This is a genomic window from Streptomyces sp. NPDC107765 (genome assembly GCF_055657085.1).
Window position 1 is genome coordinate 107,313 of the sequence record NZ_JBVKBL010000015.1, and the last position, 25,897, is coordinate 133,209.

26 protein-coding genes and 2 pseudogenes are annotated in these 25,897 nt (G+C 71.4%); 2 read left to right on the plus strand and 26 right to left on the minus strand.

The window, feature by feature from the left end; translation table 11 throughout:
* Positions 1-30: 30 nt before the first annotated feature.
* The 6 genes from ACZ7MX_RS30815 to ACZ7MX_RS30840 all read right to left on the minus strand — a co-directional run bounded on the left by ACZ7MX_RS30815 (position 31) and on the right by ACZ7MX_RS30840 (position 5,328).
* Complete coding sequence (locus tag ACZ7MX_RS30815; RefSeq protein WP_472136813.1) at positions 31-1,203, minus strand: phosphatidate cytidylyltransferase; 1,173 nt, start codon at positions 1,201-1,203, stop codon at positions 31-33.
* Positions 1,203-1,760, minus strand: a complete 558-nt coding sequence (frr, locus tag ACZ7MX_RS30820; protein WP_030413725.1) for a ribosome recycling factor — start codon at positions 1,758-1,760, stop codon at positions 1,203-1,205. The genes ACZ7MX_RS30815 and frr overlap by 1 nt, the downstream gene beginning before the upstream one ends.
* A gap of 175 nt (positions 1,761-1,935) precedes the next feature.
* Complete coding sequence (pyrH, locus tag ACZ7MX_RS30825; protein ID WP_472136815.1) at positions 1,936-2,706, minus strand: UMP kinase; 771 nt, start codon at positions 2,704-2,706, stop codon at positions 1,936-1,938.
* A 163-nt stretch (positions 2,707-2,869) separates the two neighbouring features.
* A complete protein-coding gene (gene tsf / locus ACZ7MX_RS30830; protein WP_030413723.1) occupies positions 2,870-3,706 on the minus strand; it encodes a translation elongation factor Ts in 837 nt (278 codons plus the stop codon).
* Positions 3,707-3,812: 106 nt separating this feature from the next.
* Positions 3,813-4,703, minus strand: coding sequence for a 30S ribosomal protein S2 (rpsB, locus tag ACZ7MX_RS30835; protein WP_472136817.1), 891 nt, complete (start codon positions 4,701-4,703; stop codon positions 3,813-3,815).
* A 439-nt stretch (positions 4,704-5,142) separates the two neighbouring features.
* Positions 5,143-5,328, minus strand: a complete 186-nt coding sequence (locus ACZ7MX_RS30840; RefSeq protein ID WP_472136819.1) for a hypothetical protein — start codon at positions 5,326-5,328, stop codon at positions 5,143-5,145.
* A gap of 303 nt (positions 5,329-5,631) precedes the next feature.
* Between ACZ7MX_RS30840 and ACZ7MX_RS30845 the strand changes: the two genes are divergently transcribed.
* On the plus strand, positions 5,632-6,441 hold the full coding sequence (locus tag ACZ7MX_RS30845; protein ID WP_472136940.1) for a murein hydrolase activator EnvC family protein: 810 nt from the start codon (positions 5,632-5,634) through the stop codon (positions 6,439-6,441).
* A gap of 418 nt (positions 6,442-6,859) precedes the next feature.
* Here ACZ7MX_RS30845 and ACZ7MX_RS30850 read toward each other — a convergent pair whose 3' ends face one another.
* The 19 genes and pseudogenes from ACZ7MX_RS30850 to ACZ7MX_RS30940 form a co-directional block, all read right to left on the minus strand.
* Positions 6,860-7,399 (minus strand): TetR/AcrR family transcriptional regulator, encoded by a 540-nt coding sequence (locus tag ACZ7MX_RS30850; RefSeq protein WP_472136942.1) that lies wholly within the window; start codon positions 7,397-7,399, stop codon positions 6,860-6,862.
* Between the two features lie 206 nt (positions 7,400-7,605).
* Positions 7,606-8,442 carry an RNA polymerase sigma factor WhiG gene (gene whiG / locus ACZ7MX_RS30855; protein ID WP_030415789.1) on the minus strand — a complete coding sequence of 279 codons (837 nt, stop codon included), beginning with the start codon at positions 8,440-8,442 and terminating at the stop codon, positions 7,606-7,608.
* 361 nt (positions 8,443-8,803) lie between these two features.
* On the minus strand, positions 8,804-10,000 hold the full coding sequence (gene dprA, locus ACZ7MX_RS30860) for a DNA-processing protein DprA (protein ID WP_472136821.1): 1,197 nt from the start codon (positions 9,998-10,000) through the stop codon (positions 8,804-8,806).
* 130 nt (positions 10,001-10,130) lie between these two features.
* Positions 10,131-11,798 carry a YifB family Mg chelatase-like AAA ATPase gene (locus ACZ7MX_RS30865; protein ID WP_472136823.1) on the minus strand — a complete coding sequence of 556 codons (1,668 nt, stop codon included), beginning with the start codon at positions 11,796-11,798 and terminating at the stop codon, positions 10,131-10,133.
* Positions 11,799-11,993, minus strand: a pseudogene (locus tag ACZ7MX_RS30870) (YraN family protein); the annotation flags it as partial.
* 43 nt (positions 11,994-12,036) lie between these two features.
* The gene (locus ACZ7MX_RS30875) at positions 12,037-13,704 is read right to left on the minus strand and encodes a YifB family Mg chelatase-like AAA ATPase (RefSeq protein ID WP_472136823.1); all 1,668 of its coding nucleotides are present in this window, start codon (positions 13,702-13,704) and stop codon (positions 12,037-12,039) included.
* Positions 13,705-14,055 (minus strand): annotated as a pseudogene (locus ACZ7MX_RS30880) (YraN family protein); the annotation flags it as partial. It lies immediately after the preceding gene.
* A 446-nt stretch (positions 14,056-14,501) separates the two neighbouring features.
* On the minus strand, positions 14,502-14,810 hold the full coding sequence (locus ACZ7MX_RS30885) for a DUF2469 domain-containing protein (protein WP_005311352.1): 309 nt from the start codon (positions 14,808-14,810) through the stop codon (positions 14,502-14,504).
* A 38-nt stretch (positions 14,811-14,848) separates the two neighbouring features.
* A complete protein-coding gene (locus ACZ7MX_RS30890; RefSeq protein ID WP_472136825.1) occupies positions 14,849-15,385 on the minus strand; it encodes an NUDIX hydrolase in 537 nt (178 codons plus the stop codon).
* The gene (gene lepB, locus ACZ7MX_RS30895) at positions 15,378-16,106 is read right to left on the minus strand and encodes a signal peptidase I (RefSeq protein WP_472136827.1); all 729 of its coding nucleotides are present in this window, start codon (positions 16,104-16,106) and stop codon (positions 15,378-15,380) included. The genes ACZ7MX_RS30890 and lepB (ACZ7MX_RS30895) overlap by 8 nt, the downstream gene beginning before the upstream one ends.
* A 310-nt stretch (positions 16,107-16,416) precedes the next feature.
* The gene (lepB, locus tag ACZ7MX_RS30900; RefSeq protein ID WP_472136829.1) at positions 16,417-17,499 is read right to left on the minus strand and encodes a signal peptidase I; all 1,083 of its coding nucleotides are present in this window, start codon (positions 17,497-17,499) and stop codon (positions 16,417-16,419) included.
* Positions 17,432-18,556, minus strand: coding sequence for a signal peptidase I (gene lepB, locus ACZ7MX_RS30905; protein ID WP_472136831.1), 1,125 nt, complete (start codon positions 18,554-18,556; stop codon positions 17,432-17,434). Before lepB (ACZ7MX_RS30905) ends, lepB (ACZ7MX_RS30900) begins: the two co-directional genes overlap by 68 nt.
* Positions 18,549-19,313 (minus strand): signal peptidase I, encoded by a 765-nt coding sequence (lepB, locus tag ACZ7MX_RS30910; protein WP_362147967.1) that lies wholly within the window; start codon positions 19,311-19,313, stop codon positions 18,549-18,551. The genes lepB (ACZ7MX_RS30905) and lepB (ACZ7MX_RS30910) overlap by 8 nt, the downstream gene beginning before the upstream one ends.
* A gap of 96 nt (positions 19,314-19,409) precedes the next feature.
* Positions 19,410-19,757, minus strand: a complete 348-nt coding sequence (gene rplS / locus ACZ7MX_RS30915) for a 50S ribosomal protein L19 (RefSeq protein ID WP_385863023.1) — start codon at positions 19,755-19,757, stop codon at positions 19,410-19,412.
* A gap of 133 nt (positions 19,758-19,890) precedes the next feature.
* Positions 19,891-20,700 carry a tRNA (guanosine(37)-N1)-methyltransferase TrmD gene (gene trmD, locus ACZ7MX_RS30920; RefSeq protein ID WP_472136834.1) on the minus strand — a complete coding sequence of 270 codons (810 nt, stop codon included), beginning with the start codon at positions 20,698-20,700 and terminating at the stop codon, positions 19,891-19,893.
* Positions 20,700-21,245 (minus strand): ribosome maturation factor RimM, encoded by a 546-nt coding sequence (gene rimM, locus ACZ7MX_RS30925; RefSeq protein ID WP_030415778.1) that lies wholly within the window; start codon positions 21,243-21,245, stop codon positions 20,700-20,702. Before rimM ends, trmD begins: the two co-directional genes overlap by 1 nt.
* Before the next feature lie 77 nt (positions 21,246-21,322).
* On the minus strand, positions 21,323-21,562 hold the full coding sequence (locus ACZ7MX_RS30930) for an RNA-binding protein (RefSeq protein WP_003980229.1): 240 nt from the start codon (positions 21,560-21,562) through the stop codon (positions 21,323-21,325).
* 2 nt (positions 21,563-21,564) lie between these two features.
* Complete coding sequence (gene rpsP / locus ACZ7MX_RS30935; RefSeq protein ID WP_261955447.1) at positions 21,565-22,005, minus strand: 30S ribosomal protein S16; 441 nt, start codon at positions 22,003-22,005, stop codon at positions 21,565-21,567.
* Between the two features lie 155 nt (positions 22,006-22,160).
* Positions 22,161-22,751, minus strand: coding sequence for a hypothetical protein (locus tag ACZ7MX_RS30940; RefSeq protein WP_030415776.1), 591 nt, complete (start codon positions 22,749-22,751; stop codon positions 22,161-22,163).
* Between the two features lie 594 nt (positions 22,752-23,345).
* Between ACZ7MX_RS30940 and ACZ7MX_RS30945 the strand changes: the two genes are divergently transcribed.
* Positions 23,346-24,212 carry a methyltransferase domain-containing protein gene (locus ACZ7MX_RS30945; RefSeq protein WP_472136835.1) on the plus strand — a complete coding sequence of 289 codons (867 nt, stop codon included), beginning with the start codon at positions 23,346-23,348 and terminating at the stop codon, positions 24,210-24,212.
* Between the two features lie 98 nt (positions 24,213-24,310).
* Here ACZ7MX_RS30945 and ffh read toward each other — a convergent pair whose 3' ends face one another.
* Entirely contained in the window at positions 24,311-25,864 is a 1,554-nt protein-coding gene (gene ffh, locus ACZ7MX_RS30950) for a signal recognition particle protein (RefSeq protein ID WP_472136836.1), read from the minus strand.
* Positions 25,865-25,897 lie beyond the last annotated feature (33 nt).

The following is a 25,897-nucleotide window of genomic DNA, read 5'->3' on the forward strand; positions in this document are numbered from 1 at the left end:
AGGCTCGGGAACCGGGCGGCACCGTCGGGCTCAGCCCGCTCCGACGAAGACCACGAAGAGCAGCCACACGATGGGCGCCGTCGGCAGGAGGGAGTCCAGGCGGTCCATGATGCCGCCGTGCCCGGGGAGCAAGGTGCCCATGTCCTTGATGCCCAGGTCCCGCTTGATCATGGATTCGCCGAGGTCACCGAGGGTGGCGCTGGCCGCGACCGCGAGGCCGAGCAGCAGGCCCTGCCACCACGCGCCGTGCTTGATCATGAATTCCATGCACAGCGCGCCCGCGACCATCGCGAAGAGCAGGGCGCCGACGAGCCCCTCGCGGGTCTTGCCCGGGCTGATACGCGGGGCGAGCTTGTGCTTGCCGAACCGCCAGCCGACCGCGTACGCACCGGTGTCGCTGACGACGGTGAGCAGCAGGAACGTCAGCACACGTTGCGGTCCGTCGTCGGCCGCGAGCATCAGCGCCACGAACGTCGCGAGGAACGGCACGTAGAACGCCGCGAAGACACCGGCGGTGACGTCCCGCAGATAGTTCTCGGGCGCCTCGGTCATCCGCCACACGAGGACGGCGAGCGCGGTGAGCGCCATCGCCACCCAGGCGCCCTCGGCACCGCGTACGTAACCGGCGACGACCATGGCGGTGCCGCCGACCGCGAGCGGAACCAGCGGCACCCTGATGTCCTTGCGTTCCGCCAGCCGCGAGGTCAGCTCCCACAGCCCGACGACGACGGCGATCGCGATCACGCCGATGAAGACCGGCTTGTAGACGAAGAGCGAGGCCAGGATGACCGCGCCGAGACCGACACCGACCCCTATCGCGGCGCGCAGATTGCGCCCCGCGCTCTTCTTCTTGGGCTTCTCTGAGTCCGGCGAACGGTCGGACCCGGGAACGGAGGTGGGCATGGGCTCCTGCGGCTGGTCGTCGCGGAACAGGGGGCCGCTCCGTGGAGCAGCCCCCCGGTCGTCCGGGTGGTCCCGGTTATCCCGGATGTGCCGATGTTCCCGGTGGCCCCGGTCGTCGTCCTGGTGTCCGCCTGGCTCGGGCACGATGGGCATGGGCCGAGTCTGCGCCGCATCGCCCCAGTCGTGCACGGGACCCGCCGAGGCGGTCGGCGCCACCCCGCGAAGCGAGGAGGCCGGTCCGTATGCGGGCGGTCCCCATTGACCGGCGCCGGGCGGGGCCCCCCAGGATGACTCGTTCATCAGACCTCGAGGAGCTCGGATTCCTTGTGCTTGAGCAGCTCGTCCACCTGCGCGACGTACTTCGCGGTGGTGTCGTCGAGCTCCTTCTCGGCGCGGCGCACCTCGTCCTCGCCGCTCTCCTTGTCCTTGACCAGCTTGTCCAGGGACTCCTTGGCCTTGCGGCGGACGCTGCGGATCGAGATCTTCGCGTCCTCGCCCTTGTTCTTGGCGACCTTGATGAACTCCTTGCGGCGTTCCTCGGTCAGCTCGGGGAAGGTCACCCGGATGATGTTGCCGTCGTTGCTCGGGTTGACGCCGAGGTCGGAGTCGCGGATCGCCTGCTCGATGTTGCGCAGGGCGCTCTTGTCGAACGGGGTCACGACGGCCATCCGCGGTTCGGGAACCGAGAACGACGCCAGCTGGTTGATGGGCGTCATGGCGCCGTAGTAGTCCGCCACGATCTTGTTGAACATCGCCGGGTGCGCACGCCCGGTGCGGATCGCGGCGAAGTCCTCCTTGGCGACCACGACGGCCTTCTCCATCTTCTCCTCGGCTTCGAGGAGGATCTCTTCGATCACCACTTGCTCCTGGTCTTTTCGGTAAGAAGCAGAGCCTCGCCCCTGCCGCGCGTCTACTCCTGCACGGTGTCCGACCGGCAGGCGGTTGTCCATCCCCGTACCGAGGTCTTACCCCGGCCGGTGGTTGCCGCCCGTACGGTCCGATGCCCGTACGGAAAGGCGGCAGTTGGGGCCGTCAGGCCCGGGTGTCCTGATCGCTGACGAGCGTGCCGATCTTCTCACCCTTCACCGCACGCGCGATGTTGCCCTCGGCGAGCAGTTCGAACACGAGGATCGGGAGCTTGTTGTCCCGGCACAGCGTGATGGCGGTGGCGTCCGCGACCTTCAGGTCACGGGTGATGACCTCACCGTATTCGAGGGCGTCGAACTTGACCGCGTCCGGGTTGACCTTGGGGTCGGAGTCGTAGACCCCGTCCACGCCGTTCTTGCCCATCAGCATGGCCTCGGCGTCGATCTCCAGGGCGCGCTGGGCGGCGGTGGTGTCGGTGGAGAAGTACGGCATGCCCATGCCGGCGCCGAAGATGACGACCCGGCCCTTCTCCAGGTGGCGCACCGCGCGCAGCGGAATGTAGGGCTCGGCGACCTGGCCCATGGTGATCGCGGTCTGGACGCGGGAGTCGATGCCCTCCTTCTCCAGGAAGTCCTGGAGGGCCAGGCAGTTCATCACCGTGCCGAGCATGCCCATGTAGTCGGACCGGGCCCGGTCCATGCCGCGCTGCTGGAGTTCGGCACCGCGGAAGAAGTTGCCGCCGCCGATCACGATGGCGATCTCGTAGCCGTCGCGCACCACGGCGGCGATCTCGCGGGCCATCGCGTGCACGACGTCGGGGTCGACGCCCAGTCCGCCGCCGCCGGCGAACGCCTCGCCGGAAAGCTTCAGCAGGAAGCGCCGCCTGCCGTCCTTGGTGGCATGGTCTGTGTGCGCGCTGTCGGCACCGTGATTCATTGAGCTCTCCTCGTGCACATACGAAGAAGGCCATTGCCGTGGGTCTGGTCCAGATCCCTGTGCGGCAATGGCCTCCTCGTCACATCTGCGGCCGGCCGGTGAGCGGCCGACTGCGTACGACCCTAGCGGGGTCGTAGGTCATTCGCTGCCTTGCGGCAGGCTCTCAGATGCCGACCTTGATGCGCGAGAAGCGCTTCAGGCTGACACCGGCCTCCTGGAGGACCTTCTCGACGGACTTCTTGTTGTCGAGCGCGTACGGCTGGCCGAGCAGCGTCGCGTCCTTGAAGAAGCCGTTGAGGCGACCCTCGACGATCTTCGGAAGGGCGGCCTCCGGCTTGCCCTCCTGGCGGGTGGTCTCCTCGGCGACGCGGCGCTCGGCCTCGACGACCTCGGCCGGAACGTCCTCGCGGGCGAGGTACTTCGGCGCGAAGGCGGCGATGTGCTGGGCGACACCCTTGGCGACCTCGGCGTTCTCCTTGTCGAGCTCGACGAGGACACCGATCTGCGGCGGCAGGTCAGGCATGGTGCGGTGCATGTACGCCGTCACGTAGCCGCCGGAGAACTGCGCGAAGCGGTCCAGGACGATCTTCTCGCCCAGGTTGGCGTTGGCCTCGTCGACGAACGCCTGGACCGTCTTGCCGGCCTCGATCTCGGAAGCGAGCAGGGCCTCGACGTCGGCCGGGGAGGTCTTCGCGACGTGCTCGGCGATCGCCTTGGCGACGGCCTGGAACTTCTCGCCCTTGGCGACGAAGTCCGTCTCGCACTTGAGCTCGACGATGACGCCGGAGGTGTTGTCGTCCGCGATCAGGGAGACCACCGCGCCGTTCTCGGCGGAGCGGCCCTCGCGCTTGGCGACACCCTTCTGGCCCTTGATGCGCAGCGCCTCGACGGCCTTGTCGACGTTGCCCTCGGCCTCGTCCAGGGCCTTCTTGCAGTCCATCATGCCGGCGCCGGTGAGCTCGCGGAGCTTCTTGACGTCGGCGGCGGTGTAGTTCGCCATGGTCTGTGAATCTCTTCTCGAAATCTCGAAGTCGAAAGATCTACGGGTGGACGGCGGGGGCGGCGCTCGTGGCGCACTCCCCCGCCGTCGTCAACCGGTGCTGAGGTCAGGCCTGCTCGGCGTCCGCAGCCGGCTTCTCGGCCTCGGCGGCCGGGGCCTCGGCGGCCGGGGCGTCGGCGGCCGGGGTCTCGGCGGGCTTCTCCGCCTCGTCGGCCTTCTTCTCGCCCTCAAGCAGGTCGCGCTCCCACTCGGCCAGCGGCTCGGCGGCAGCCTTGTCGCCGGGCTTCTGGTCGCCGGTGGCGGCGCCGGAGCGGGCGATGAGGCCCTCGGCGACGGCGTCGGCGATCACGCGGGTGAGCAGGGTGACGGAGCGGATCGCGTCGTCGTTGCCCGGGATCTTGTAGTCGACCTCGTCCGGGTCGCAGTTGGTGTCGAGGATCGCGACGACCGGGATGTTGAGCTTGCGCGCCTCGCCGACGGCGATGTGCTCCTTCTTGGTGTCCACGATCCAGACGGCGCTGGGCACCTTCTGCATCTCGCGGATACCGCCAAGGGTCTTCTCCAGCTTGGCCTTCTCACGGGAGAGGACCAGGAGCTCCTTCTTGGTGAGGCCGGACGCGGCCACATCCTCGAAGTCGATCTGCTCGAGCTCCTTGAGGCGCTGCAGGCGCTTGTAGACGGTCGAGAAGTTGGTCAGCATGCCGCCGAGCCAGCGCTGGTTCACGTAGGGCATGCCCACGCGGGTCGCCTGCTCGGCAATGGCCTCCTGGGCCTGCTTCTTCGTACCGACGAACATGACGGAGCCGCCGTGGGCGACGGTCTCCTTGACGAACTCGTAGGCGCGGTCGATGTACGACAGCGACTGGAGCAGGTCGATGATGTAGATGCCGTTGCGCTCGGTGAAGATGAAGCGCTTCATCTTCGGGTTCCAGCGGCGGGTCTGGTGCCCGAAGTGGACGCCGCTCTCCAGCAGCTCCCGCATCGTGACGACGGCCATGGCCGTACTCCTTGTAGTTCTCGGTTCCACTGCGACCGGTCGGCCGCGGTGCCTGACGCCCCGACGCGCCTGCCGGGGAAGACACCTTGCGGAGCCGTCCAAGGACCGAGGAGCGCGGCCGTCGTGCTGCCCGAACGGGACTGTTGCACTGACGGCGGGGCGTGCGAAGTCGACCCGGTGACCCGGATCGCCACCAGAAGTGTACGGGACGCCCGATGCACCGGGCGACACGCATCATTTCGATCCCTGACCGGGTGAGACCGACACCCGTCCGAGTGAGGCAGTTGTCCACATCCGGCCCGTTGTCCACAGTTCCGGACCAAGATCCCCATGCCCGGCCGGACTACGTCACCGTCGACCCATGCGACAGCAACGACAGCGAAAGCAGCAAGGGCAGCAAGGGCAGGGGCGAAGGTCCGCGTCACAGCAACTCCACGTCCTACGACGTCAGGCGCGAGAGGACCGGCGACAGGACGTACGACGGGACCGGCCGCATGGCGTCCGGCTCAGGCATGAGGGCACGGGCGGGAACGGATCGCGCGGCGTCGGCCTCGGCCGCGACGGCTGGGGCGGGGTCGGACCGCGCGGCGGGCGGCGCACCGCCGCGGGTGTACTGAGCGGCCACCGCCGGCTTCTCGGCGTCCGAGACCGATCCGGCCGCGGGTCGGTGGTGAGGAGCTCAGCTTCGACGGGACCGACTCCGGCTCCCTTACCCCTGCCCCCGTCGTCTCCGTGCCCCTCCCTGCCCTTGCCGCCGCTCGGCGACCCGACCGCCTACGGGCCGAGCTGCTTCTTTCCCGCCCGCGTGACCAGAGCCCTGCTGGCCTCGACGCTGGCTCTGGGACTGGCCTTGACCACCTCACCGCTCGCACACGCGGCGGCGGGGCGGCTGGGGCCGGAGGTAGCGACGGTGCGCGAGGTGCAGCTGATGGGCGAGAGGGCAGGGGCTGCGTCGGATGAGGCGCGGCAGTCTGCGGATCTGGAGGGAGACGGTGGTGCCGGGGCTGGTGGTGTTGAGTCCGGTGGCACGCCGAGCACTGCAGGTGAGCGGGCCTGGCCGGTGGCGGGGCCGGAAGGGATACGCCCCACGGTGTTACGCGGCTGGGAGCCACCGCCGGCACCATGGGCGGCCGGACACCGCGGCGTGGACCTGGCCGCGTCCGTCGGTGCGACGGTACGGGCGGCCGCACCGGGCCGAGTGGCGTACGTCGGGACCGTGGCCGGCCGAGGCGTGCTGACCATCGAGGTGTCCCGCTCCGGCCGCCCTCCCTTACGGACGACGTACGAACCCGTCCGCGCCACCGTCCGGAAGGGCCAGCGGGTCACAGCGGGCCAGCCGGTCGCCGTACTCCAGCGAGGCCCTTTCCACTGCCGGGCACCGTGCCTCCACTGGGGACTGCGCCGCGGCAAGACCTACCTGGACCCGCTGTCCCTGCTTCCGCCGAGCATGCGCGGCGGGGGCCCGTCACGGCTGCTGCCGGTGTTCGGAGTCCCATTACCGCCGAGCGGCAGTGTGAAGCCTGGGGCCCCGCGCCCGCGCCAGTCAGTGAAAGCAACGAGTCCGGTGGGTGCGACACCCGCGGCTCGGGAGACGGTGGCGGCACCGACGGGAGCTGCCGTCATGGGTGCGGGCGTGCTGGCGGGGGCAGCGCTGTGGGCGCTGGGTCGGCTGCGTGCTGATCGCTCAGCGAAAGGTCGGCCGATACGAGGCACTGGGCGCGCGGTGCGGGAGGAGTGAGGTGGGCGCCGGACGGTTCGCCCGGGTCATCCGGTGCGCCGTGAGTTCTGACGTCTCTAGTGCATGACCTCTTGAGTCCCACCGAGTCCCTCAGGGCGCCGCGCCGCGCCGCGCCGCACCGGCCGGCTGCGGGCTGCGGGCTGCGGGCGGGGGGTGGGGGGTGGGGGGTGGGCGAGGCGCTGGGATGTGGTGGTGGGGGTGGGGAGGGGGTGGGAGGGGGCGGGGGAGGGCCCCGGGGGGGAGGGAAGGGAGCAAGGCAGCAGTCCCGGCCAGTCCGTAAAGAGCCCCACCGGTCAAGGCTCCCAGCTGGGCAAAATCCCAGATCAGAAGCCACCCAGCCTGTCCCAGGACACGCCGCGGAGGGCGCCAGCCGTGAATGCGATGCGGCGGGTGCTAGCCGTTGATGCCGCGGAGGGTGCTAGCCGTGAATTCCGCGGAGGGCCATGGCTACCGCTGCCTCTGTGATGTCGGTCGGGTCCTCGGCGGCGCCCAGTTCGATGCGGCGGACGGCGGCGTCGACGACGCCCTGGAGGAGCATCGCCGCGAGGCGGGGCTGTTCGTGGCCGAGGGCGGCGAGGGCTTCGACGATCATGGCGATGAGGCCACCGTGTGCCGCGCGGATCTTCTCGCGCGCGCCGGCATCGAGCTCGCCGGCGGAGATGGCGACGACGGCACGGTGGCGCCGGTCGCCGACCAGGGCGAGCTGTCGCCGGACGTACGCCTCGATCTTCTCCTCGGGGGCGTCGGCGCGCGTCATCGCCGCCTCCACCTCGGCGGCCCATACGGGAAAGTCGACCGCGCACAGTTCCTCGACGACGGCTGCGCGCGAGCGGAAGTACTCGTACACGGAGGAGCGCGCGAGTCCGGTGCGCTCGGCGAGGGCGGGGAAGGTCAGCGCTTCGGTTCCGCCTTCCGACAGCAAGGTGCGAGCGGCGTCCAACAGGGCGCCGCGCTGCATCGTCCGGTGCTCGGCCACGGAGGCCGCTCGAATCCTGGGCACGTCACCACTCTACGGATGGCGTGCCCGGCGTGGCACTCCGCATGGCGACACGGGCTTCCGGGGCGGGCGAGCAGTGGGGTCGGTGGAGGCTCAGCGGGGAGTCAGCAAGCGGCTCGGCAAGCGACTCGGCGTAGGCCCCACACAAGAGGGCTCAGTAAGAGGGCTCAGCGGCCGACGTCGGCGAGTTTGGCTCTGAGCTGCAGTACGGACTTGGTGTGGATCTGGCTGACCCTGCTCTCCGTGACTCCGAGGACGTTGCCGATCTCGGCGAGCGTGAGGCCCTCGTAGTAGTAGAGGGTGACCACGGTCTTCTCGCGTTCGGGCAGGGTGTTGATGGCGCGGGCGAGCAGCCGCCGGAGTTCGCGGTCCTCGGCGATCTCGACGGGGTTCTCGGCGGCGGTGTCCTCAAGGGTGTCCATCAGGCTGAGCCGTTCGCCGCCCTCGCCGCCGACGTGCAGCAGCTCTTCGAGGGCCACCACGTTCGCCAGGGACAGCTGGCTGAACACGCCGTGCAGCTCCTCCAGGGCGATGCCCATCTCCTCGGCGACCTCCGCCTCGGTCGGCGTCCGGCGCAGTTGCGCTTCGAGGGTGGCGTAGGCGCGCTCGACGGCGCGGGCCTTCTGGCGTACTGAACGGGGGATCCAGTCCAGGGCGCGCAGTTCGTCGATCATGGCGCCGCGGATGCGCGTGATGGCGTAGGTCTCGAATTTGATGGAGCGTTCGGGGTCGAACTTCTCGATGGCGTCGATCAGTCCGAATACTCCGGAGGAGACGAAGTCGGCCTGTTCGACGTTGGGTGGCAGGCCGACGCTGACGCGGCCGGCGACGTACTTGACGAGCGGCGAGTAGTGCAGGATCAGCTGTTCCCGCAGCCGCCCGTCGCCGGATGCCTTGTAGGAGCGCCACAGCTCGTCGAGTGAGGTGGGTGGGGCGGGGCGCACGCTGCCGCGTGCGGCGGGTGGTACTGCCGCACGGTCAGACCCGGAGGTGTGCTGGGGCATTCGTCGCCTTGAGCCGTTCTGCCGAGACGCGGGTGGGTGGATGTGTGGGGGATGAATTGGGTGTGAGCGTAGCGTGACCGGAGTGTTGCGGTCCGCGAGGACGGCGAGTTCGGGCGTGCGCAGATACGTTCCGCTGCCCGCACCTCAGGGTTACCTCGTACGGCGTGTCGACGCGTGTGTGCGATGCCGGGCGTGCGCCGGTGGCGAGCCATGGGGGTGGACGCGGCGACGGGGCGGGCGGGATGCCGTGTGCCCGTTGCGCACTATCGCTGTCGCGCCGTGGGCCGGACATGGGTACCGAAGCATGGCAAACCTGGATTCTGCGGTCATTCCCCTCACCCTTTCACCCGTTCGCTCCAGGTCAAGTACCGCCTCGCCGGGAACCGTCGGTCGTCTCGGCGCGTCGCGCCAACTCCCAGCCTCCACCGCACCTTTGAACGAATCCGAGGGACTGCAGCTCGAAGAGTTTGTTGTGGGCGAGGTCGCGGGAGGTGCCGGCTTCCCGCGCGAGATGACCGGTGTCCGCGCTTCCGCGCGCGGGCAGTGCCTCCAGTACGCGGGTTGCGACCGGGTCGAGGAGGTCGCGGAGGTGGGTCGGCCCGTGCCGCTCGGGTGCGAGGTCGCCGATGCTGCCGACGAGTTCGATGACCTCGTCGGCGTCGGTGACCAGCGCGGCCTCGCCGCGCAGGAGTTGGTGCACTCCGGCGGACAGGCCGCTGGTGACGGGGCCGGGCATGCCCATCGTGAAGCGCCCGAGGGCGAGCGCCCGGCGGGCGGTGACGAGCGAGCCGCTGCGGAGTTCGGCCTCCACGACGACGGTGCCCCGGGTGAGGGCGGCGATCACGCGGTTGCGCTGGACGAAGCGGCTGCGGGTGGGATGGTCGCCGGGGGGTAACTCGGCGATGACCAGGCCCTGTTCGGTGATGCGGTCGATCAACTCGGTGTGGCCGCGCGGGTAGGCGTAGTCGACACCGCAGGCGAGTACGGCGATGGTGGCGCCGTTGGCGGCCAAAGCGCCGCGGTGTGCCGCGCCGTCGACGCCGTACGCGGCTCCGGAGGTGACGGCCCAGCCGCGCTCCGCGAGTCCGGCGCTGAGGGTGGTGGCGAGGTGGGCGCCGTATTCGGTGCAGGCCCGAGCGCCGACGACGGCGACGGAGCGCAGGGCCCAGAGCCGGAGGTGGGCCCTGCCGCGCACCCAGAGGCCGATGGGGCGGGCGTCGCCGAGGTCGTCGAGCTGGCTGGGCCACTCCTCGTCGCCGGGGCAGAGGAACCGGCCGCCGAGTGCGGCGACGGCGGCGAGGTCTTCGGCGGGGCGGGCGCGGGCGGCGCGCATTCTCAGGCCGTCGAGCTTGGTCCGGCCGGCGCCCGGGGGCGGGGCCGCGTCGTCGTCGGTGAGGGCGTGCAGCAGGGCGACCGGGCCCATGTCGTTCAGCCAGCGGCCGGCGGTTTCGTCGCCCGGTTCGAGGATCCGGGTGAGGGCGGCGCGGGCACTGCGGTGCGGTTCGTAGGGCGGATGGGGTGGTTCTCCTCCCATGAGGTGGGCCTGTGCATCTCCCATGAGGTGGGTGTGTACATCGTGGTTCCGGTCGGGTGGGGTGCGGGTGGTGTTGCTGCCTGTGCGAGGTGCGGTGTCAGGGGCGAGGCGGGGTGCGGCAAAGCCCCATTCGTCGAGTCCGGTCATGGGTCCGTCAGTCCTGGTTCCGGGGGCCTGGTGGGTGGGTGGTTGCGGTTTCGTGGGCGGTCCTGTCGGAGGTACCGCTGCCCACCGTGGTCAGGGCGCCGCGTCGTACGCCGGTGCGGAGTTCCAGGGCCCAGTTGACGTCTTCGCCGGTGGGGCGGTCGCGGCCGGCCAGGTCGGCGGCGGTCCAGGCGACGCGGAGGACGCGGTCGAGTCCGCGGGCGGTGAGGAGGCCGCATTCGAGGTCGCGTTCCGCCTGGGCGAGGGCGCCGGGGTCGGCCTGCCAGCGGGTGCGGAGCTCATGGCCGGGCACCTCGCTGTTGGTGTGCCAGGGGGTGCCGGCGAGGCGGGCCGCGGCGCGTTCCCGGGCGGCCCGTACGCGGTCGGCCACGGTCGCACTGGATTCGGCGCCCCGGCCCAGTGCGATGAGCTCGGAGCGGGCGACCGGTTCCACGGCGATGCGCAGGTCGACCCGGTCCATCAGGGGGCCGGAGAGGCGTGCGCGGTAGCGGCGGATGGAGGAGGGGCGGCATTCGCAGCCGCCGCTGAGGGTGCCGTGCCGTCCGCAGGGGCAGGGGTTGGCGGCGAGGGCCAGGAGGAAGCGGGCGGGCATGCGGATCATGCCGGCGGCCCGGGCGACGACGACATGGCCGGATTCCAGGGGTTGGCGCAGTGCGTCGAGGACGCTGGGGCTGCATTCGGCGGCCTCGTCCACGAAGAGGACTCCGTGGTGGGCGAGGGATACCGCGCCGGGGCGGGGCAGTCCGGTGCCGCCGCCGACGAGGGAGGCCATGGTCGCGGAGTGGTGCGGGGCGCAGTAGGGCGGGCGGTCGACCAGCGGCTGTCCTGGCGGCAGGGTGCCGGCGACGGAGTGGACGGCGGTGACCTCCAGCGACTCCTTGGGGGTGAGGGGTGGCAGCAGGCCCGGGAGGCGTTCGGCGAGCATGGTTTTGCCCGCGCCGGGCGGGCCCTTGAAGAAGATGTGGTGCCGTCCGGCGGCGGCCACCTCAAGGGCGCGGCGGGCGGTGTGCTGGCCTGCGACATCGGCGAGGTCGGGGACGTGGCCGCCGCGCGGCAGGCCGGCGCCGGTGCCGGGGACGACCAGGCCGGCCAGCAGCGGGTCGGGGCGGCCCTCCTGCGGGGCGTCTTCCTCTTCGGGTACCGGTTCGTCGGCGAGGACGGCGATGAGCTGGCGCAGGCTGCGGACGCCGAGGACGGAGATGCCGGGGACGAGGGAGGCCTCGGCGACGGTGCGTTCGGGGACGACGACCTGGCGGTATCCGGCGTCGGCGGCGGCCAGTACGGCCGGGAGCACGCCGCGCACCGGCCGGACCCGGCCGTCCAGGCCCAGTTCGCCGATCATCATGAGGTCGGTGAGTTCGCGGGGGTCGAGGCGCTCGGCGGCGCCCAGGACGGCGCAGGCGACGGCCAGGTCGAACCCGCTGCCGCCCTTGGGGACGGAGGCCGGGCTGAGGCCGACGGTGAGCTTCTTCTGTGGCCATTCGGCGCCGGAGTTCACCACGGCGGCGCGCACCCGGTCCCGGGATTCGATGAGGCTCTTGTCGGGGAGTCCGACGAGGGTGAAGGCGGCGACGCCGGGTTCGAGGTCGGCCTGGACCTCGACGACGACGCCTTCGACGCCGACCAGGGCGACCGAGCACGTACGGGCGAATCCCATTCAGGCCACCCCTCGCACATGCTCGACGGACGGGGCGCCGCGGGTGGGCAGGACGACTCCGACGACGTCGATCCGGACGCCGCCGGGCGGTGGGCCGCCGTGGCGTTCCAGCCAGCGTTCCGCCAGGGTGCGGAGCCGGGCGGTCTTCTCGGGGCGGACGGCGGCCATGGGGTGTTCGTATCGGCCGGCGAGGCGGGGTGCGGCAAAGCCCCATTCGTCGAGTCCGGTCATGGGTCCGTCAGTCCTGGTTCCGGGGGCCTGGTGGGTGGGTGGTTGCGGTTTCGTGGGCGGTCCTGTCGGAGGTACCGCTGCCCACCGTGGTCAGGGCGCCGCGTCGTACGCCGGTGCGGAGTTCCAGGGCCCAGTTGACGTCTTCGCCGGTGGGGCGGTCGCGGCCGGCCAGGTCGGCGGCGGTCCAGGCGACGCGGAGGACGCGGTCGAGTCCGCGGGCGGTGAGGAGGCCGCATTCGAGGTCGCGTTCCGCCTGGGCGAGGGCGCCGGGGTCGGCCTGCCAGCGGGTGCGGAGCTCATGGCCGGGCACCTCGCTGTTGGTGTGCCAGGGGGTGCCGGCGAGGCGGGCCGCGGCGCGTTCCCGGGCGGCCCGTACGCGGTCGGCCACGGTCGCACTGGATTCGGCGCCCCGGCCCAGTGCGATGAGCTCGGAGCGGGCGACCGGTTCCACGGCGATGCGCAGGTCGACCCGGTCCATCAGGGGGCCGGAGAGGCGTGCGCGGTAGCGGCGGATGGAGGAGGGGCGGCATTCGCAGCCGCCGCTGAGGGTGCCGTGCCGTCCGCAGGGGCAGGGGTTGGCGGCGAGGGCCAGGAGGAAGCGGGCGGGCATGCGGATCATGCCGGCGGCCCGGGCGACGACGACATGGCCGGATTCCAGGGGTTGGCGCAGTGCGTCGAGGACGCTGGGGCTGCATTCGGCGGCCTCGTCCACGAAGAGGACTCCGTGGTGGGCGAGGGATACCGCGCCGGGGCGGGGCAGTCCGGTGCCGCCGCCGACGAGGGAGGCCATGGTCGCGGAGTGGTGCGGGGCGCAGTAGGGCGGGCGGTCGACCAGCGGCTGTCCTGGCGGCAGGGTGCCGGCGACGGAGTGGACGGCGGTGACCTCCAGCGACTCCTTGGGGGTGAGGGGTGGCAGCAGGCCCGGGAGGCGTTCGGCGAGCATGGTTTTGCCCGCGCCGGGCGGGCCCTTGAAGAAGATGTGGTGCCGTCCGGCGGCGGCCACCTCAAGGGCGCGGCGGGCGGTGTGCTGGCCTGCGACATCGGCGAGGTCGGGGACGTGGCCGCCGCGCGGCAGGCCGGCGCCGGTGCCGGGGACGACCAGGCCGGCCAGCAGCGGGTCGGGGCGGCCCTCCTGCGGGGCGTCTTCCTCTTCGGGTACCGGTTCGTCGGCGAGGACGGCGATGAGCTGGCGCAGGCTGCGGACGCCGAGGACGGAGATGCCGGGGACGAGGGAGGCCTCGGCGACGGTGCGTTCGGGGACGACGACCTGGCGGTATCCGGCGTCGGCGGCGGCCAGTACGGCCGGGAGCACGCCGCGCACCGGCCGGACCCGGCCGTCCAGGCCCAGTTCGCCGATCATCATGAGGTCGGTGAGTTCGCGGGGGTCGAGGCGCTCGGCGGCGCCCAGGACGGCGCAGGCGACGGCCAGGTCGAACCCGCTGCCGCCCTTGGGGACGGAGGCCGGGCTGAGGCCGACGGTGAGCTTCTTCTGTGGCCATTCGGCGCCGGAGTTCACCACGGCGGCGCGCACCCGGTCCCGGGATTCGATGAGGCTCTTGTCGGGGAGTCCGACGAGGGTGAAGGCGGCGACGCCGGGTTCGAGGTCGGCCTGGACCTCGACGACGACGCCTTCGACGCCGACCAGGGCGACCGAGCACGTACGGGCGAATCCCATTCAGGCCACCCCTCGCACATGCTCGACGGACGGGGCGCCGCGGGTGGGCAGGACGACTCCGACGACGTCGATCCGGACGCCGCCGGGCGGTGGGCCGCCGTGGCGTTCCAGCCAGCGTTCCGCCAGGGTGCGGAGCCGGGCGGTCTTCTCGGGGCGGACGGCGGCCATGGGGTGTTCGTATCGGCCGGCGCGGCGGGTTTTGACCTCGCAGATCACCAGGGCGTCGCCGTCGGCGGCGACGAGGTCGATCTCGCCCTCCCGGCAGCGCCAGTTGCGGGCCAGGATGCGCATGCCGGCGCCGGTGAGATACCGGGCGGCCAGGTCTTCGCCGTAGCGGCCGAGGGCGCGGCGCCGGACGTCGGTACGTGAGGGTGCGGTCGTTGCCGGGGGACGCCGCCGCCTTCGAGTGGTCCCGGAGCGGGGCGGCGGTGCCGTCGCCTTGGGTTTCGCGGGTGCCGTCCTGGGTTTTGCGGCTGCCGTACTGGGCTTCGCGGGTGCCGGAAGTGTCCGCGGTGTCGCGGGGGTTGCGCGTGGCGCGCGGGGCGGGCGGGTCGCGGGCGGGGGCTGGGTGTCGGGTCCGGCAGCGGGCCGGGCGTGCGTGGCGTTCATCGGTACCACCTCCGGTACCGACTGTGACGCCCCCGCCGAGAACTATTGGATCTTGGTGGATAACCGGCTGGTTGTGGATAACTCGCTCACCCGGTCGGGTGAAGACACCCGCGCTCCCCCGCCCGCACTCCCCCGCCCCACGCGGCCGCTCCGCGAGCGCCGGGCGGCGCCCGCGGCAAGCGCGCCGATCAGCTGCCCGGAAGCTCCAGATCGCTCTTGTTGAGCTCTTCGATGTTCACGTCCTTGAATGTGAGGACGCGTACCTGCTTGACGAATCGAGCCGGCCGGTACATGTCCCAGACCCAGGCGTCCGCCATCGAGACTTCGAAGAAGACCTCGCCCTGGACGGAGTGCACCTGCATCTCGTAGTCATTGGTGAGGTAGAAGCGACGCTCGGTCTCGATCACATATTTGAACAGCCCGACGACGTCGCGGTACTCCCGGTAGAGCTTCAGCTCCATCTCGGTCTCGTACTTTTCGAGGTCCTCGGCGCTCATGGCAGATCCCCTTCAGCCGTGCGTCCCCCTATTGTGCGTCAGGCCCGCTCGGTCTCCAGGAGCACCGGCGCACTCGGGGGCCCTTCGTCGAGCAGTGCGCGCAGCAGCTCGGCGAGTCTGGTCGGGTACACCGTCTCATGCGAGGCGGACAGTTCCTCCGAAGTCCACCACTTCAGTCCCGAGACGCTGCGTCGTTCCAGGGCCGTCTGCCCTCCCGTGTGGGTGGCAGTCCGGTCCGTTCTCGCCAGGTAGTACCACTCGTCCTGTTCCCAGCGTCGACCGTCGAAGGGGAAGGCGCAGCGCCGCTTCCACAGGACGGGGCCGAGGACGACGTCGGTGATGCCGGTCTCCTCGGCGAGTTCCCGGCGGGCGGCCTCCTCGTGGGTCTCGTCGCCTTCCAGGCCGCCACCGGGGGTGAACCACCAGGTGTCGGTCGGGTCGTCCGGTTCGAAGCCGTGGAGGAGCAGGATCCGGTCGTCGGGGTCGAGGAGGATGACGCGGGAGACCTGGCGGACGGCGACGGCCGGCTCGTCCGCTGTCCTCAGCCCTTCGTCCGGGTTCAGCCGCTCAGGCACGTTTGCGCCCCGTGCGCCGGGCGATCGGGCCGTAGGCCGCGCCGCCGAGGATGAGGACCGCGCCGGCCACCACGACGAGCGTGATGGGCTGGATGGGGCCGGGCTGGGAGGTACCGCCGGGGAGGGCCGAGAAGGCGGCCGGGCGCGGCATCACGCCGACGCTGCCGAGCGGCCAGGCGCGGGCGTCGACCCGGGCGGCGACCGCGCCGCGCGGCACCGAGCCGTGGTCGCCGTCGGTGAGGTGGACGCGGGAGTCGAGGGAGTCGCTGCGGTGGTCGCCGAGCAGGAAGAGCTGGCCGGTGGGCACCTTGGCCTTGAAGCCGACGGGCGAGGCGGGCCCGCTGCCCTGCAGATACGGTTCCTCGATGGGGGTGCCGTTGACGGTCAGCCGGCCCTGCTTGGTGCAGCAGGCGACCCGGTCGCCGCCGATGCCGACGACGCGCTTGACCATCGGCAGGTCGCCCCACGCGGAGTCCTTGAAGACGACGATGTCGCCGCGGCGTATCTCGGAGCCGTTCACCTTCTCGGCGATGACCCGGGCCCCGGCCGCGATCGTCGGTGACATCGAATCGGTCGGCACCGTATAGGGGCGGTAGATCAGGGCCGCCCATACGAAGCCGCCGAGGAACAGCACACAGCCGGCGGCCACCGCGAGACCGGACAGCACACTGCCCGCCGTCCGGCTGCGGCCGTCGGTCCTGCGTTCCGTACTGCTGCTCATCCCAGCGCTCCCACCCCGCAGGCCCGGCCCGCGTCGAAGATCCGGGACGGCACCTTACCTGGGGTTACGCTCTGCGGTCAGCACCTGGGGCCGGGCCTGCGGTCCCGTTCCACGGACACCCCCGCCCCCACCCAGCCAACCACCCCGAAGGGCCCCGTCCCAGGAGAAGCCCCCACCAGCCGCCGCAAAACGTCGCACGAGAAGCCTGCGGAAGCCCCCGCGAGAACCCCCGAAACGCCGACTGCCCGGGCATCGCCCGGGCAGTCACCATCGGATGGCACCTAGGCACCGTCCAGCCACACCGTACGCTCTACTCCCGCTCGCCCTCCGGGCCACGCGCGGCGCCCGGCTCCACGGCCGCGGCCTGCTTCCGCCGCCGCCACAGCACCAGCGGTACCGCACCGGCCAGCCCGAGGGCCGCCGGAGCCGCCGCCATGGCCTTGTCGAGGCCGGGCTGGTCGAAGGTGTCCGGGACCGGCAGGGTCGCCCACCGGTTGACCGGCCAGGCGATGGTGAAGGCCCGGCCGACGACCTCGTCCTCCGAGACCGTGCCGTGCCCCTTGAGGTTCTGGTGGTAGCGGGAGTCGAGGGAGTCGTCGCGGTGGTCGCCCATCACCCAGATACGGCCCTTGGGCACGTGGATCGGGCCGAACGCGCGGTCACCGCACGGGGTGGCGCCGGGGAAGATGTACGAGCTTTCCTTCAGCGCCTTGCCGTTGACCTTGACCGGGCCGCTGCCGTGGCACTCGACGGTGTCGCCGCCGACCGCGATGACCCGCTTGATCAGGTCCTTCTCCTCGGCCGAGGGCATCAGGCCGATGAAGCTGAGGACCTTCTGCACGGGGTTGGGCTCGGGGGTCGGCGTTTCGTTCAGCCAGCCGCCCGGGTCGTGGAAGACCACGACCTCACCGCGCTGCGGTTTCGCGCCGAACCACGGGGTCAGCTTGTCGACCAGCACCCGGTCCCCGCGCTGCAGGGTGTCCTGCATCGAGTCGGACGGGATAGAGAACGCCTGGACCAGGAACGTCTTGATCAGCAGCGCGAGGAGCAGGGCGATCCCGATCAGAATCGGCAGCTCTTTCCAGAAGGCGCGCGGCTTCTTGCCCTTCTTCATGCTGCCGCCGGTCTCCTCACCCACTGAACCGTCCGTCGCACCGGAGCCGCCGGCCGGATCTGATGCGCCGGCACCGTCCGGTTTGTCCAGGGTCACCGGGCCCTGGGACCGCGTCCGTGCCGCGGCCGGTGACGGTGGCCGGGCCGGCTCTGACTCCGCTCGTGACTGTGCTGGTGACTGGGGCACGGAACTCGCCGCCGGCTGCGGGGTCTCACCGCGTCCTGCCGGCTCTTCGGGCTCTCCGGTTCCGGACCGCGCGCCGACCGCCAAGTCCCCCACGTCTGCTCCTCACTCCACGCACTCGCCCGCCCGTCAACCGGTGCAGGCCCACCACTCCCATAACGAGCGGGAGTTCCGCAGGGGTCGGGAGTACGGTCAAACTCTCGGGTGACAGCCTATGCGGCACACCCGCCGCGGACGCCTTGGCGCCCGGCGCGTCGCGCACCGTCCCGAACGTGTCGGGTTCTTCGAGGCGCCGCCAGTGACTGAAGGGCCAGGCGATCACCACTGCCCGGCCCACGACGTTGTCCTCCGAGACCGTGCCACGGTACGGCTCGTCCAGGTGGAAGCGCGAATCGGCGGAGTCCGAACGGTGGTCGCCCATCACGAAGATCCGCCCGGTGGGGACGTTGACGGTGAACTTGATCTGGGACGGCGGATTGCCCGGATGGATGTACGGCTCGGTGAGCGGGCTGCCGTTGACCGTGACCCGGCCCTGCTTGTCACAGCATTTGACGGTGTCGCCGCCGACCGCCACGACCCGCTTGATCAGGTCCTGCTCGTCGGCCGACGGCAGCAGCCCGATGAAGGTCATGGCGTCCTTGACCGGCTGGAAGGCGCCCCCGTCGTCCGTCGGCTGGTGCTGCTCGCCCTTGAGCCAGCCTCCGGGGTCCTTGAAGACCACGACGTCGCCGCGTTCCGGCTTGGAGCCGAACCAGGGGGTGAGCTTGTCGACCAGCACCCGGTCGCCGATCCTGATCGTCTGCTCCATGGAGCCGGACGGGATGACGAAGGCCTGGACGAGGAACGTCTTCAGTACGAGGGCGATGGCCAGCGCCACGCCCACCAGGATGGGGATCTCCTTCAGGTAGGAGCGCTGCCTGCGGCGTTTGATGCGCTTGGCCTGGCGGCGCCGTTCGGCCCGCCCGCCGGTCGCCGGCCGCCGCGGCGTGGCACCTCCGCGGGCTCCGCCCGCCGGGGCCTCCCCGGGCGCCGCGGCGTCGCCGTACGCGCCGTCGCCGTACGCGCCGCTGCCCCCGTCGTGCGCGCCGCCCCTCCCGCGCCCGGTCTCGTTGCCGCCCGAGCGCCCGTGCCGGGGGCGTCCGCGGCTACCCATGGGGGCCTGCCGGGGCCGGTATCCGGGCGAAGGAACCCGGTGTGTCGATCGTGCGCCAGCGGCTCACCGGCCAGGTGATCAGGTCCGCCCGGCCGATGACCTCGTCGACCGGGACCGTGCCGCCGCCCGGTTCGCCGAGGTGGTCGCGGGAATCGCTGGACCGTGCGCGGTGATCCCCCATGACCCAGAGCTTCCCTTCCGGCACCACGATGTCGAACTCCACCGAGGACGGCGCGTCCCCCGGGTGGAGGTAGCCCTCGTCGACGGGCTCACCGTTCACTTCGATCCGCCCCCGTTTGTCGCAGCAGGTCACATGGTCACCGCCGATGCCGATCACGCGCTTGACGTAGTCGGTGTCGGCGGGCCGGGCCAGGCCCAGCGCCGCTCCGGCGCCGCGCAGCAGACCCGTGACGGGATTCTCCCCCTGCTCCCTGTGAACGAACGAGCCGGTGCCGTCGAACACCACCACGTCGCCCCGCGCGGGCTCACTGCCGAAACGGTACGCCAGCTTGTTGACCAGCACCCGGTCCCCGATCTGGAGGGTGTTCTCCATGGACGAGCTGGGGATCAGGAACGGTTGCGCGACGAAGGCGCTCAGCAGCAGGACGAAGGCCAGACAGAGCGCGAGCAGGGTCACCGGCCGGTGGCGCAGCCCGGCGAGGCGGGCGGTGAAACGCGCGGAGCGCGACCCCTGCTCCGGCCCCGCGTCGGGGGTGGGAGAGGGGTCGCGCTCCGTGAGATGTGCGTCGGTGTCCATCGGGCCCTGAGCCTATCCGGCCGGATCCGGACACCCGGCGCGAGAGGGGCTTTGCGTTGCCGGGGCGCAAAAATTCGCGCTCCGGGGCGGCGCGGCTCAGCTCTCGCGCTTCTCCTTGATCTTGGCGGCCTTGCCGCGCAGCTCGCGGAGGTAGTACAGCTTGGCGCGACGGACGTCACCGCGGGTCACGACCTCGATCTTCTCGACGATCGGGGTGTGCACCGGGAAGGTGCGCTCGACGCCGACGGAGAAGCTGACCTTGCGGACCGTGAAGGTCTCGCGGACGCCCGAGCCCTGACGGCGGATGACGACGCCCTTGAACTGCTGCACACGGGAGCGGTTGCCCTCGATGACGCGGACGTGGACGTTGATCGTGTCACCGGGGCGGAAGGCCGGGATGTCGCTGCGCAGCGACGCGTTGTCGACGGAGTCGAGAAGGTGCATGACCCACTGCTTTCTTCGCTGATGCCACAGGTCATCAACGGAATATCGATAAAGGATGCTCGGATGCTGTTCCGTCGGGCGGGCGTCGTTCCCCCTGTGGCAGGGGCGCGCGCCGGACGCACACAACAGCGGCCTATTCTTCCACGGCCCCGCTCGTCCGCCCAAATCGGCCGTCCTCGCCGAGCGCCCAGCCCAGGGCGGCGAGGATCGCGCGGTCGTGTTTGTCGAACGCGGCGGGGTCGGCGCGCTCGATCAGATCGGGGCGGTTGCGGACGGTGCGGCGGAATGCCTGGTCCCGCCGCCACCGGGCGATCTTGCCGTGGTGGCCGCTGAGCAGCACCTCGGGGATCGTCCGGTCGCGCCACTCGGGGGGCTTGGTGTAGACGGGCCCCTCCAGGAGGTCGGCCATCGGGCCGGGGGCGAAGGAGTCGTCCTGGTGGGAGGCGGCGTTGCCGAGGACGCCGGGCAGCAGCCGGGCCACCGCCTCGACCATGACCAGGACCGGGGCCTCGCCGCCGGCCAGGACGTAGTCGCCGATGGACACCTCGCGGACGTCGACCCGGTCGCCGTATTCCTCGATGACGCGGCGGTCGATGCCTTCGTAGCGGGCGGGGGTGAAGACCAGCCAGGGCTTGGTGGAGAGCTCCACGGCGAGCTGCTGGGTGAACGGCACGCCGCTGGGGGTGGGGACGACGATGACCGGCTCGCCCTCGCCGGAGGCCAGGACGGCGTCCAGCGCCTCGCCCCAGGGTTCCGGCTTCATGACCATGCCGGGGCCGCCGCCGTAGGGGGTGTCGTCGACGGTGTGGTGCTTGTCGTGCGTCCACTGCCGCAGGTCGTGGAGGCGCACGTCGAGCTGGCCGCGGGCGCGCGCCTTGCCGACCAGGGAGACGTTCAGCGGTTCGAGGTATTCGGGGAAGATCGTGATGACGTCGAGCCGCATCAGCTGTCCTCGCGGCCCGAGGCGATCTCGGCCTGGCTGTCGTCGAGGAGGCCGGCCGGCGGTTCGATGACGGCGCGCTGCTCCTCCAGGTCGATCTCCGGGACGATCTCGGCGACGAACGGGATCAGGACCTCGCTGCCGTCGGGGCGTTCGACGACCAGCAGGTCCTGGTAGGGCAGGTGGGAGATCTCGGAGATCCGCCCGACGGTGGTGCCGTCGCGGGTGACCACGTCGAGATCGATCAGCTGGTGGTCGTAGAACTCCTCCGGGTCCTCGGGGACCTCGTCGGGGTCGACCTCGGCGATCAGGAGGGTGTTGCGCAGCGCCTCGGCGGCGGTGCGGTCGGTGACGCCTTCGAAGCGCAGCAGCAGCCGGCCGCTGTGCACCCGGCCGGTCGCGATGGTCAGCGGTCCCACGGAGGACGGGTCGGTGGCCAGGACGGCGCCGGGTGCGAGCCTGAGCTCCGGCTCGTCGGTGCGCACCTCGACCGTGACCTCACCCTTGATGCCGTGGGCACGGCCGATCCGCGCCACTACCAACTGCACGCTTGTTTCTCCCTTGACGACGACTACGGGCCGGGGCGGGCCGAAGCCCTCCCCGGCCCGAGCCGGTGTTCAACGTGTCAGCGGACCTGGTCCACGTCGACGAGGTCGACGCGGATGCCGCGGCCGCCGATGGCGCCGACGACGGTCCGCAGCGCGCGGGCGGTGCGGCCGTTGCGGCCGATCACCTTGCCGAGGTCGTCGGGGTGGACCCGGACCTCCAGCACCCGCCCGCGGCGCAGGGTGCGCGAGGCTACCTGCACGTCATCGGGGTTGTCGACGATGCCCTTGACGAGGTGCTCGAGGGCTTCCTCGAGCATGCTCAGGCCTCGGAGGACTCGGAGGTGGACTCGGCCGCAGCCTCGTCCGCCTTCTTGTCAGTCTTCTTCGCCTTCGGGGTGATGGCCTCACCCTTCGGCTCGTCACCGGAAGCCTTGGCGGCGGCCTCGAACAGGGCGCGCTTGTCGGCCTTCGGCTCGGCGACCAGCAGCGGCGCCGGGGCGGGCTCGCCCTTGAACTTCTGCCAGTCGCCGGTCTTCTTCAGGATGGCGAGAACCGGCTCGGTCGGCTGGGCGCCGACGCTCAGCCAGTACTGCGCGCGGTCGGAGTCGACCTCGATGCGCGAGGGGTTCTGCACCGGGTGGTACAGGCCGATCTCCTCGATGGCCCGGCCGTCACGGCGGGTACGGGAGTCGGCGACGACGATGCGGTAGTGAGGCGAACGGATCTTGCCCAGACGCTTCAGCTTGATCTTGACTGCCACGGGAGTGGGTTCTCCTGGATTTGACGTGGTTGGGCACGGCGAGCTGCCGCGTGGGGTTGCGGTACCCGAATGCCCGATGGACGCGTCAGCCGGAGGAGAGAGGGGTCCTGTGCGACTGTCGAGTACAGCTAGCCATTGTGCCACACGCGTTTGGGTCAGCCGACCGCGGCCACCTCGGGGATCCGGAAGGGTTTGCCGCAGCCGCCGCAGACGATCGGCGCCTGTGCGAGGACGGACGGAACGACCCGGACATTGCGCCCGCAGTCGCAGACCGCCTTGACGCGGACGCCGCCTCCGGAGGAGCCGTGCCGGGCGGCCGGGCCCCGGAAGCTGCGGGCGGTGTCGGTGGCGGTCGCGGCCGAATGCGCCTTGAGGGCTCTGCCGAGCCGTTCGATGGTCGGGCGGTAGCGCCGTCTGGCTTCGGGGTTGAGCGTGACCAGCGAGAAGCCGCTGCTGGGGTGCGGCTCGTCGGCGTGGTCCAGGCCCAGCTCCTCGGCGATCGCCAGGAAGCGGCGGTTGTGGTAGCGGCCTGCCCGGGAGGTGTCGCGGACGCCGCGGGCGGCGGCGATGCCGTGGACTGCCTCGTGGAGCAGCCGTTCGAAGGAGAGCTCGGCGCCGCAGGCGGACGAGGACTCTCCGATCAGGGACTCGGGCGCGGCCAGGTCCGGCAGCTCGGGGTGGTGCCGTTGAATGTCGGCCCACGCGAGCGCCAGCTCGGCGGCGAGAACAGGCGGTGTCGTGCTCACGTCGTAACAACGAGCCAGGGAGGCTCAGTGTTCCGATTCCGGGCCATCCCAAATAATTTGCACGTACCAGTCAGTTTCCGGCCATGCGCCGCGCTGGAGGGCGCCTACGCCGATCTGCGCAGAAGCCGCCCACCGGGCCACAAGGCGGGACGTATCCCCGCGTATGCACCGGAGTGTCCGGAGACGGCCTGGGGAAGGCGCCGCGCGCACCCGGGTACGCCGTACGGCGTAACGACGGCCGATCACCACGGAGAGCGCCGCGGCGATGCTACGGGGCCGACCTGTGCGTTCCCGCACCGGCCCGCACCCCACCGTAGGGCCGCGCGCGGGCGCTGGGCGAGGGCGCACGGAGGTGGGGAAGCGCCCCCGGCGGGAACGCTGGCGTGGCGGAACGGCGCCGGCCGGGGCACCCTGGAACGGCGCTTCAGGGAGCGGCCCCGGCGCATACGGGGGCGCGCGGGAGACAACCCCGGCGCACCCCCTGGACGCCCGGACGGATGCGCAGTTGTCTGGGTTGCGGGGGCGCACCACGCGTGTTGACGGGGGCGATCGGTACGGCACAGGTTCGGTTCTCGGCGAATAGGGGCGCTATCGATGTCACCCACGCTCGTTAGGCACCAGCTTCCGGACTCTGCATCCCTGCGCTGTGAGGGCCCGCCCCTACCGGCCGGATCGCGGGCGCGCGCCCGCGACTGGGCCGAGATCCAGGAAAGGATGCTGGTCCCGCTCTACGAAGCCGCGTACGACCGCCTGGGCGTCGGCCCGGGCACCCGGCTGCTCGGGCTCGGCTGTGGTTCCGGTCTGGCGCTGCTGCTGGCGGCGGGCCGCGGGGCGCAGGTCAGCGGGGTGGACGCGGACGAGTCCCGGCTGGAGCTGGCGCGCGAGCGGCTCACGCCGGACGGCATGCCGGAGCACACCCGGGTGGTCAGCGGCGGCCTGGAGGCGGCGGCGTCCGGGGGCACCGCGTTCAACGTGGTCACCGCGTTCCATCCGGTGGGGTGTGTGAGCACCGTCGAGGGGCTGGCGGCGTCGCTGACCGCGGCGGCCGGGCTGGCCGAGCGCGGCAGCGCGGTGGTGCTGGGCGGCTGGGGCCCGGTGGAGCGGTGCGCCACGGCCGGGGTGCTGCGGGTGGCGCAGCGGCTGGCCGAGGCCGGCGGTGACCGGGCGGCCGGGTCCGCGGGGTGGCAGCCCGGCGGCCGGGACGAGCTGGAGGAGCTGGCGGAGCGGGCCGGGCTGCGGCCGGACGGTTCGGGGCGGGTGGCCTGCCCGTTCGGGTACGCGGACCTGACGAGTGCGGTGCGCGGGCTGCTGTCGACGGGCGTGTTCGACGCGGCGCTGCGGGTGGCCGAGCAGCGTCAGGTGGAGAAGGAGCTCGCGGAGGCGCTGCATCCGCATCAGCGTCCGGACGGGACGGTGTGGATGCCGAATGTCTTCCGTTATCTGATCGCGCGGACGCGGTAGCCGGCGCCCGGGCCGCCGTCGATGCGCCGAGCCCCCGGCCACGAGGTGTGGCCGGGGGCTCGCGAGGCGTACGGCGGGGTGCCGCCGGAGGGCTCGGGTCAGCCCATGAACTTCTTGAATTCCTCGGGGAGTTCGAAGCTCTTCGGGTCCTGGTCGGCCTGCGGCAGACCGAGCGGGTTGCCGGCCTGGGCGGCCTCGCGGCGGGCGGCCGCGGCCTCCTCGTCGGCCTTGCGCTTCATCGGGTTGCCGCTCTTGCGCTTGCCCTTGGCCTGCTTGACCTGCTTCTTCTTCCGGGCGCCGCCTCCCATGCCAGGCATCCCCGGCATGCCCGGCATCCCGGGCATGCCGCCCTGAGCCATCTTCGACATCATCTTGCGGGCGTCGAAGAACCGCTCTACCAGGTTCTTGACCGTGCTGACGTCGACGCCGGAACCCCGGGCGATACGGGCGCGGCGGGAGCCGTTGATGATCGTCGGGTCCTGGCGCTCGGCCGGCGTCATGGACTTGATGACGGCCGCGGTGCGGTCGACCTCGCGCTCGTCGAGGTTGTTGATCTGGTCCTTCATCTGCCCCATGCCGGGCAGCATGCCGAGCAGCTTGCTGATGCTGCCCATCTTCCTGACCTGCTCCATCTGGGCCAGGAAGTCGTCGAGCGTGAACTCCTTGGGGCCCTTCGCCAGCTTGGCCGCCATCTTCTCGGCCTCTTGCTGGCTGAAGGTCTGCTCGGCCTTCTCGATCAGGCTGAGCATGTCGCCCATGCCGAGGATGCGGGACGCCATGCGGTCCGGGTGGAACGCGTCGAAGTCGTCCAGCTTCTCGCCGTTGGAGGCGAACATGATCTGCTTGCCGGTGACGTGCGCGATGGAGAGCGCGGCACCACCGCGGGCGTCGCCGTCCAGCTTGGAGAGCACCACGCCGTCGAAGCCGACGCCGTCGCGGAACGCCTCGGCGGTGTTGACCGCGTCCTGGCCGATCATCGCGTCGACGACGAAGAGGACCTCGTCCGGGCCGACCGCGTCGCGGATGTCAGCGGCCTGCTGCATCATCTCGGCGTCGATGCCGAGGCGGCCGGCGGTGTCGACGATCACGACGTCGTGCTGCTTGGTCCGCGCGTACTCGATCGAGTCCTTGGCGACCTGGACCGGGTCGCCGACGCCGTTGCCCGGCTCGGGGCCGTAGAAGGCGACGCCCGCGCGCTCGGAGACGACCTGGAGCTGGTTGACGGCGTTGGGGCGCTGGAGGTCGCAGGCGACCAGCAGCGGGGCGTGGCCCTGTCCCTTGAGCCAGCGGCCGAGCTTTCCGGCGAGGGTGGTCTTACCGGCACCCTGGAGACCGGCGAGCATGATCACGGTCGGCGGCTGCTTGGCGAAGCGGAGCCGGCGGGTCTCGCCGCCGAGGATGCCGATGAGCTCCTCGTTGACGATCTTGATGACCTGCTGGGCCGGGTTCAGCGCCTGGGAGACCTCGGAGCCGCTGGCGCGCTCCTTGACCTGCTTGATGAAGGCCCGGACGACGGGGAGGGCGACGTCCGCCTCGAGCAGCGCGATGCGGATCTCGCGCGCCGTGGCGTCGATGTCCGCCTCGCTCAGGCGGCCCTTGCCCCGGAGGTTTTTGAAAGTACTCGCCAAGCGGTCGGAAAGCGTATCGAACACGGCGGTCGTCGATCCTCGGGGTCGGGGGCGGGT

Excerpts from the sequence above, each read along its gene's own strand:
- ACZ7MX_RS30945 (WP_472136835.1), top strand. The coding sequence starts at position 23,346 with ATGTCACCCACGCTCGTTAGGCACCAGCTTCCGGACTCTGCATCCCTG.
- rpsB (WP_472136817.1), bottom strand. The coding sequence starts at position 4,703 with ATGGCCGTCGTCACGATGCGGGAGCTGCTGGAGAGCGGCGTCCACTTC.
- ACZ7MX_RS30875 (WP_472136823.1), bottom strand. The coding sequence starts at position 13,704 with ATGGGATTCGCCCGTACGTGCTCGGTCGCCCTGGTCGGCGTCGAAGGC.
- ACZ7MX_RS30885 (WP_005311352.1), bottom strand. The coding sequence starts at position 14,810 with ATGAGCGCCGAGGACCTCGAAAAGTACGAGACCGAGATGGAGCTGAAG.
- ACZ7MX_RS30815 (WP_472136813.1), bottom strand. The coding sequence starts at position 1,203 with ATGAACGAGTCATCCTGGGGGGCCCCGCCCGGCGCCGGTCAATGGGGA.
- ACZ7MX_RS30865 (WP_472136823.1), bottom strand. The coding sequence starts at position 11,798 with ATGGGATTCGCCCGTACGTGCTCGGTCGCCCTGGTCGGCGTCGAAGGC.
- ACZ7MX_RS30845 (WP_472136940.1), top strand. The coding sequence starts at position 5,632 with ATGGGCGAGAGGGCAGGGGCTGCGTCGGATGAGGCGCGGCAGTCTGCG.
- ACZ7MX_RS30850 (WP_472136942.1), bottom strand. The coding sequence starts at position 7,399 with ATGCAGCGCGGCGCCCTGTTGGACGCCGCTCGCACCTTGCTGTCGGAA.
- tsf (WP_030413723.1), bottom strand. The coding sequence starts at position 3,706 with ATGGCGAACTACACCGCCGCCGACGTCAAGAAGCTCCGCGAGCTCACC.
- whiG (WP_030415789.1), bottom strand. The coding sequence starts at position 8,442 with ATGCCCCAGCACACCTCCGGGTCTGACCGTGCGGCAGTACCACCCGCC.
- lepB (WP_362147967.1), bottom strand. The coding sequence starts at position 19,313 with ATGGACACCGACGCACATCTCACGGAGCGCGACCCCTCTCCCACCCCC.
- lepB (WP_472136827.1), bottom strand. The coding sequence starts at position 16,106 with ATGAGCAGCAGTACGGAACGCAGGACCGACGGCCGCAGCCGGACGGCG.
- ACZ7MX_RS30930 (WP_003980229.1), bottom strand. The coding sequence starts at position 21,562 with ATGCTCGAGGAAGCCCTCGAGCACCTCGTCAAGGGCATCGTCGACAAC.
- lepB (WP_472136831.1), bottom strand. The coding sequence starts at position 18,556 with ATGGGTAGCCGCGGACGCCCCCGGCACGGGCGCTCGGGCGGCAACGAG.
- dprA (WP_472136821.1), bottom strand. The coding sequence starts at position 10,000 with ATGGGAGATGCACAGGCCCACCTCATGGGAGGAGAACCACCCCATCCG.
- trmD (WP_472136834.1), bottom strand. The coding sequence starts at position 20,700 with ATGCGGCTCGACGTCATCACGATCTTCCCCGAATACCTCGAACCGCTG.
- pyrH (WP_472136815.1), bottom strand. The coding sequence starts at position 2,706 with ATGAATCACGGTGCCGACAGCGCGCACACAGACCATGCCACCAAGGAC.
- rplS (WP_385863023.1), bottom strand. The coding sequence starts at position 19,757 with ATGCACCTTCTCGACTCCGTCGACAACGCGTCGCTGCGCAGCGACATC.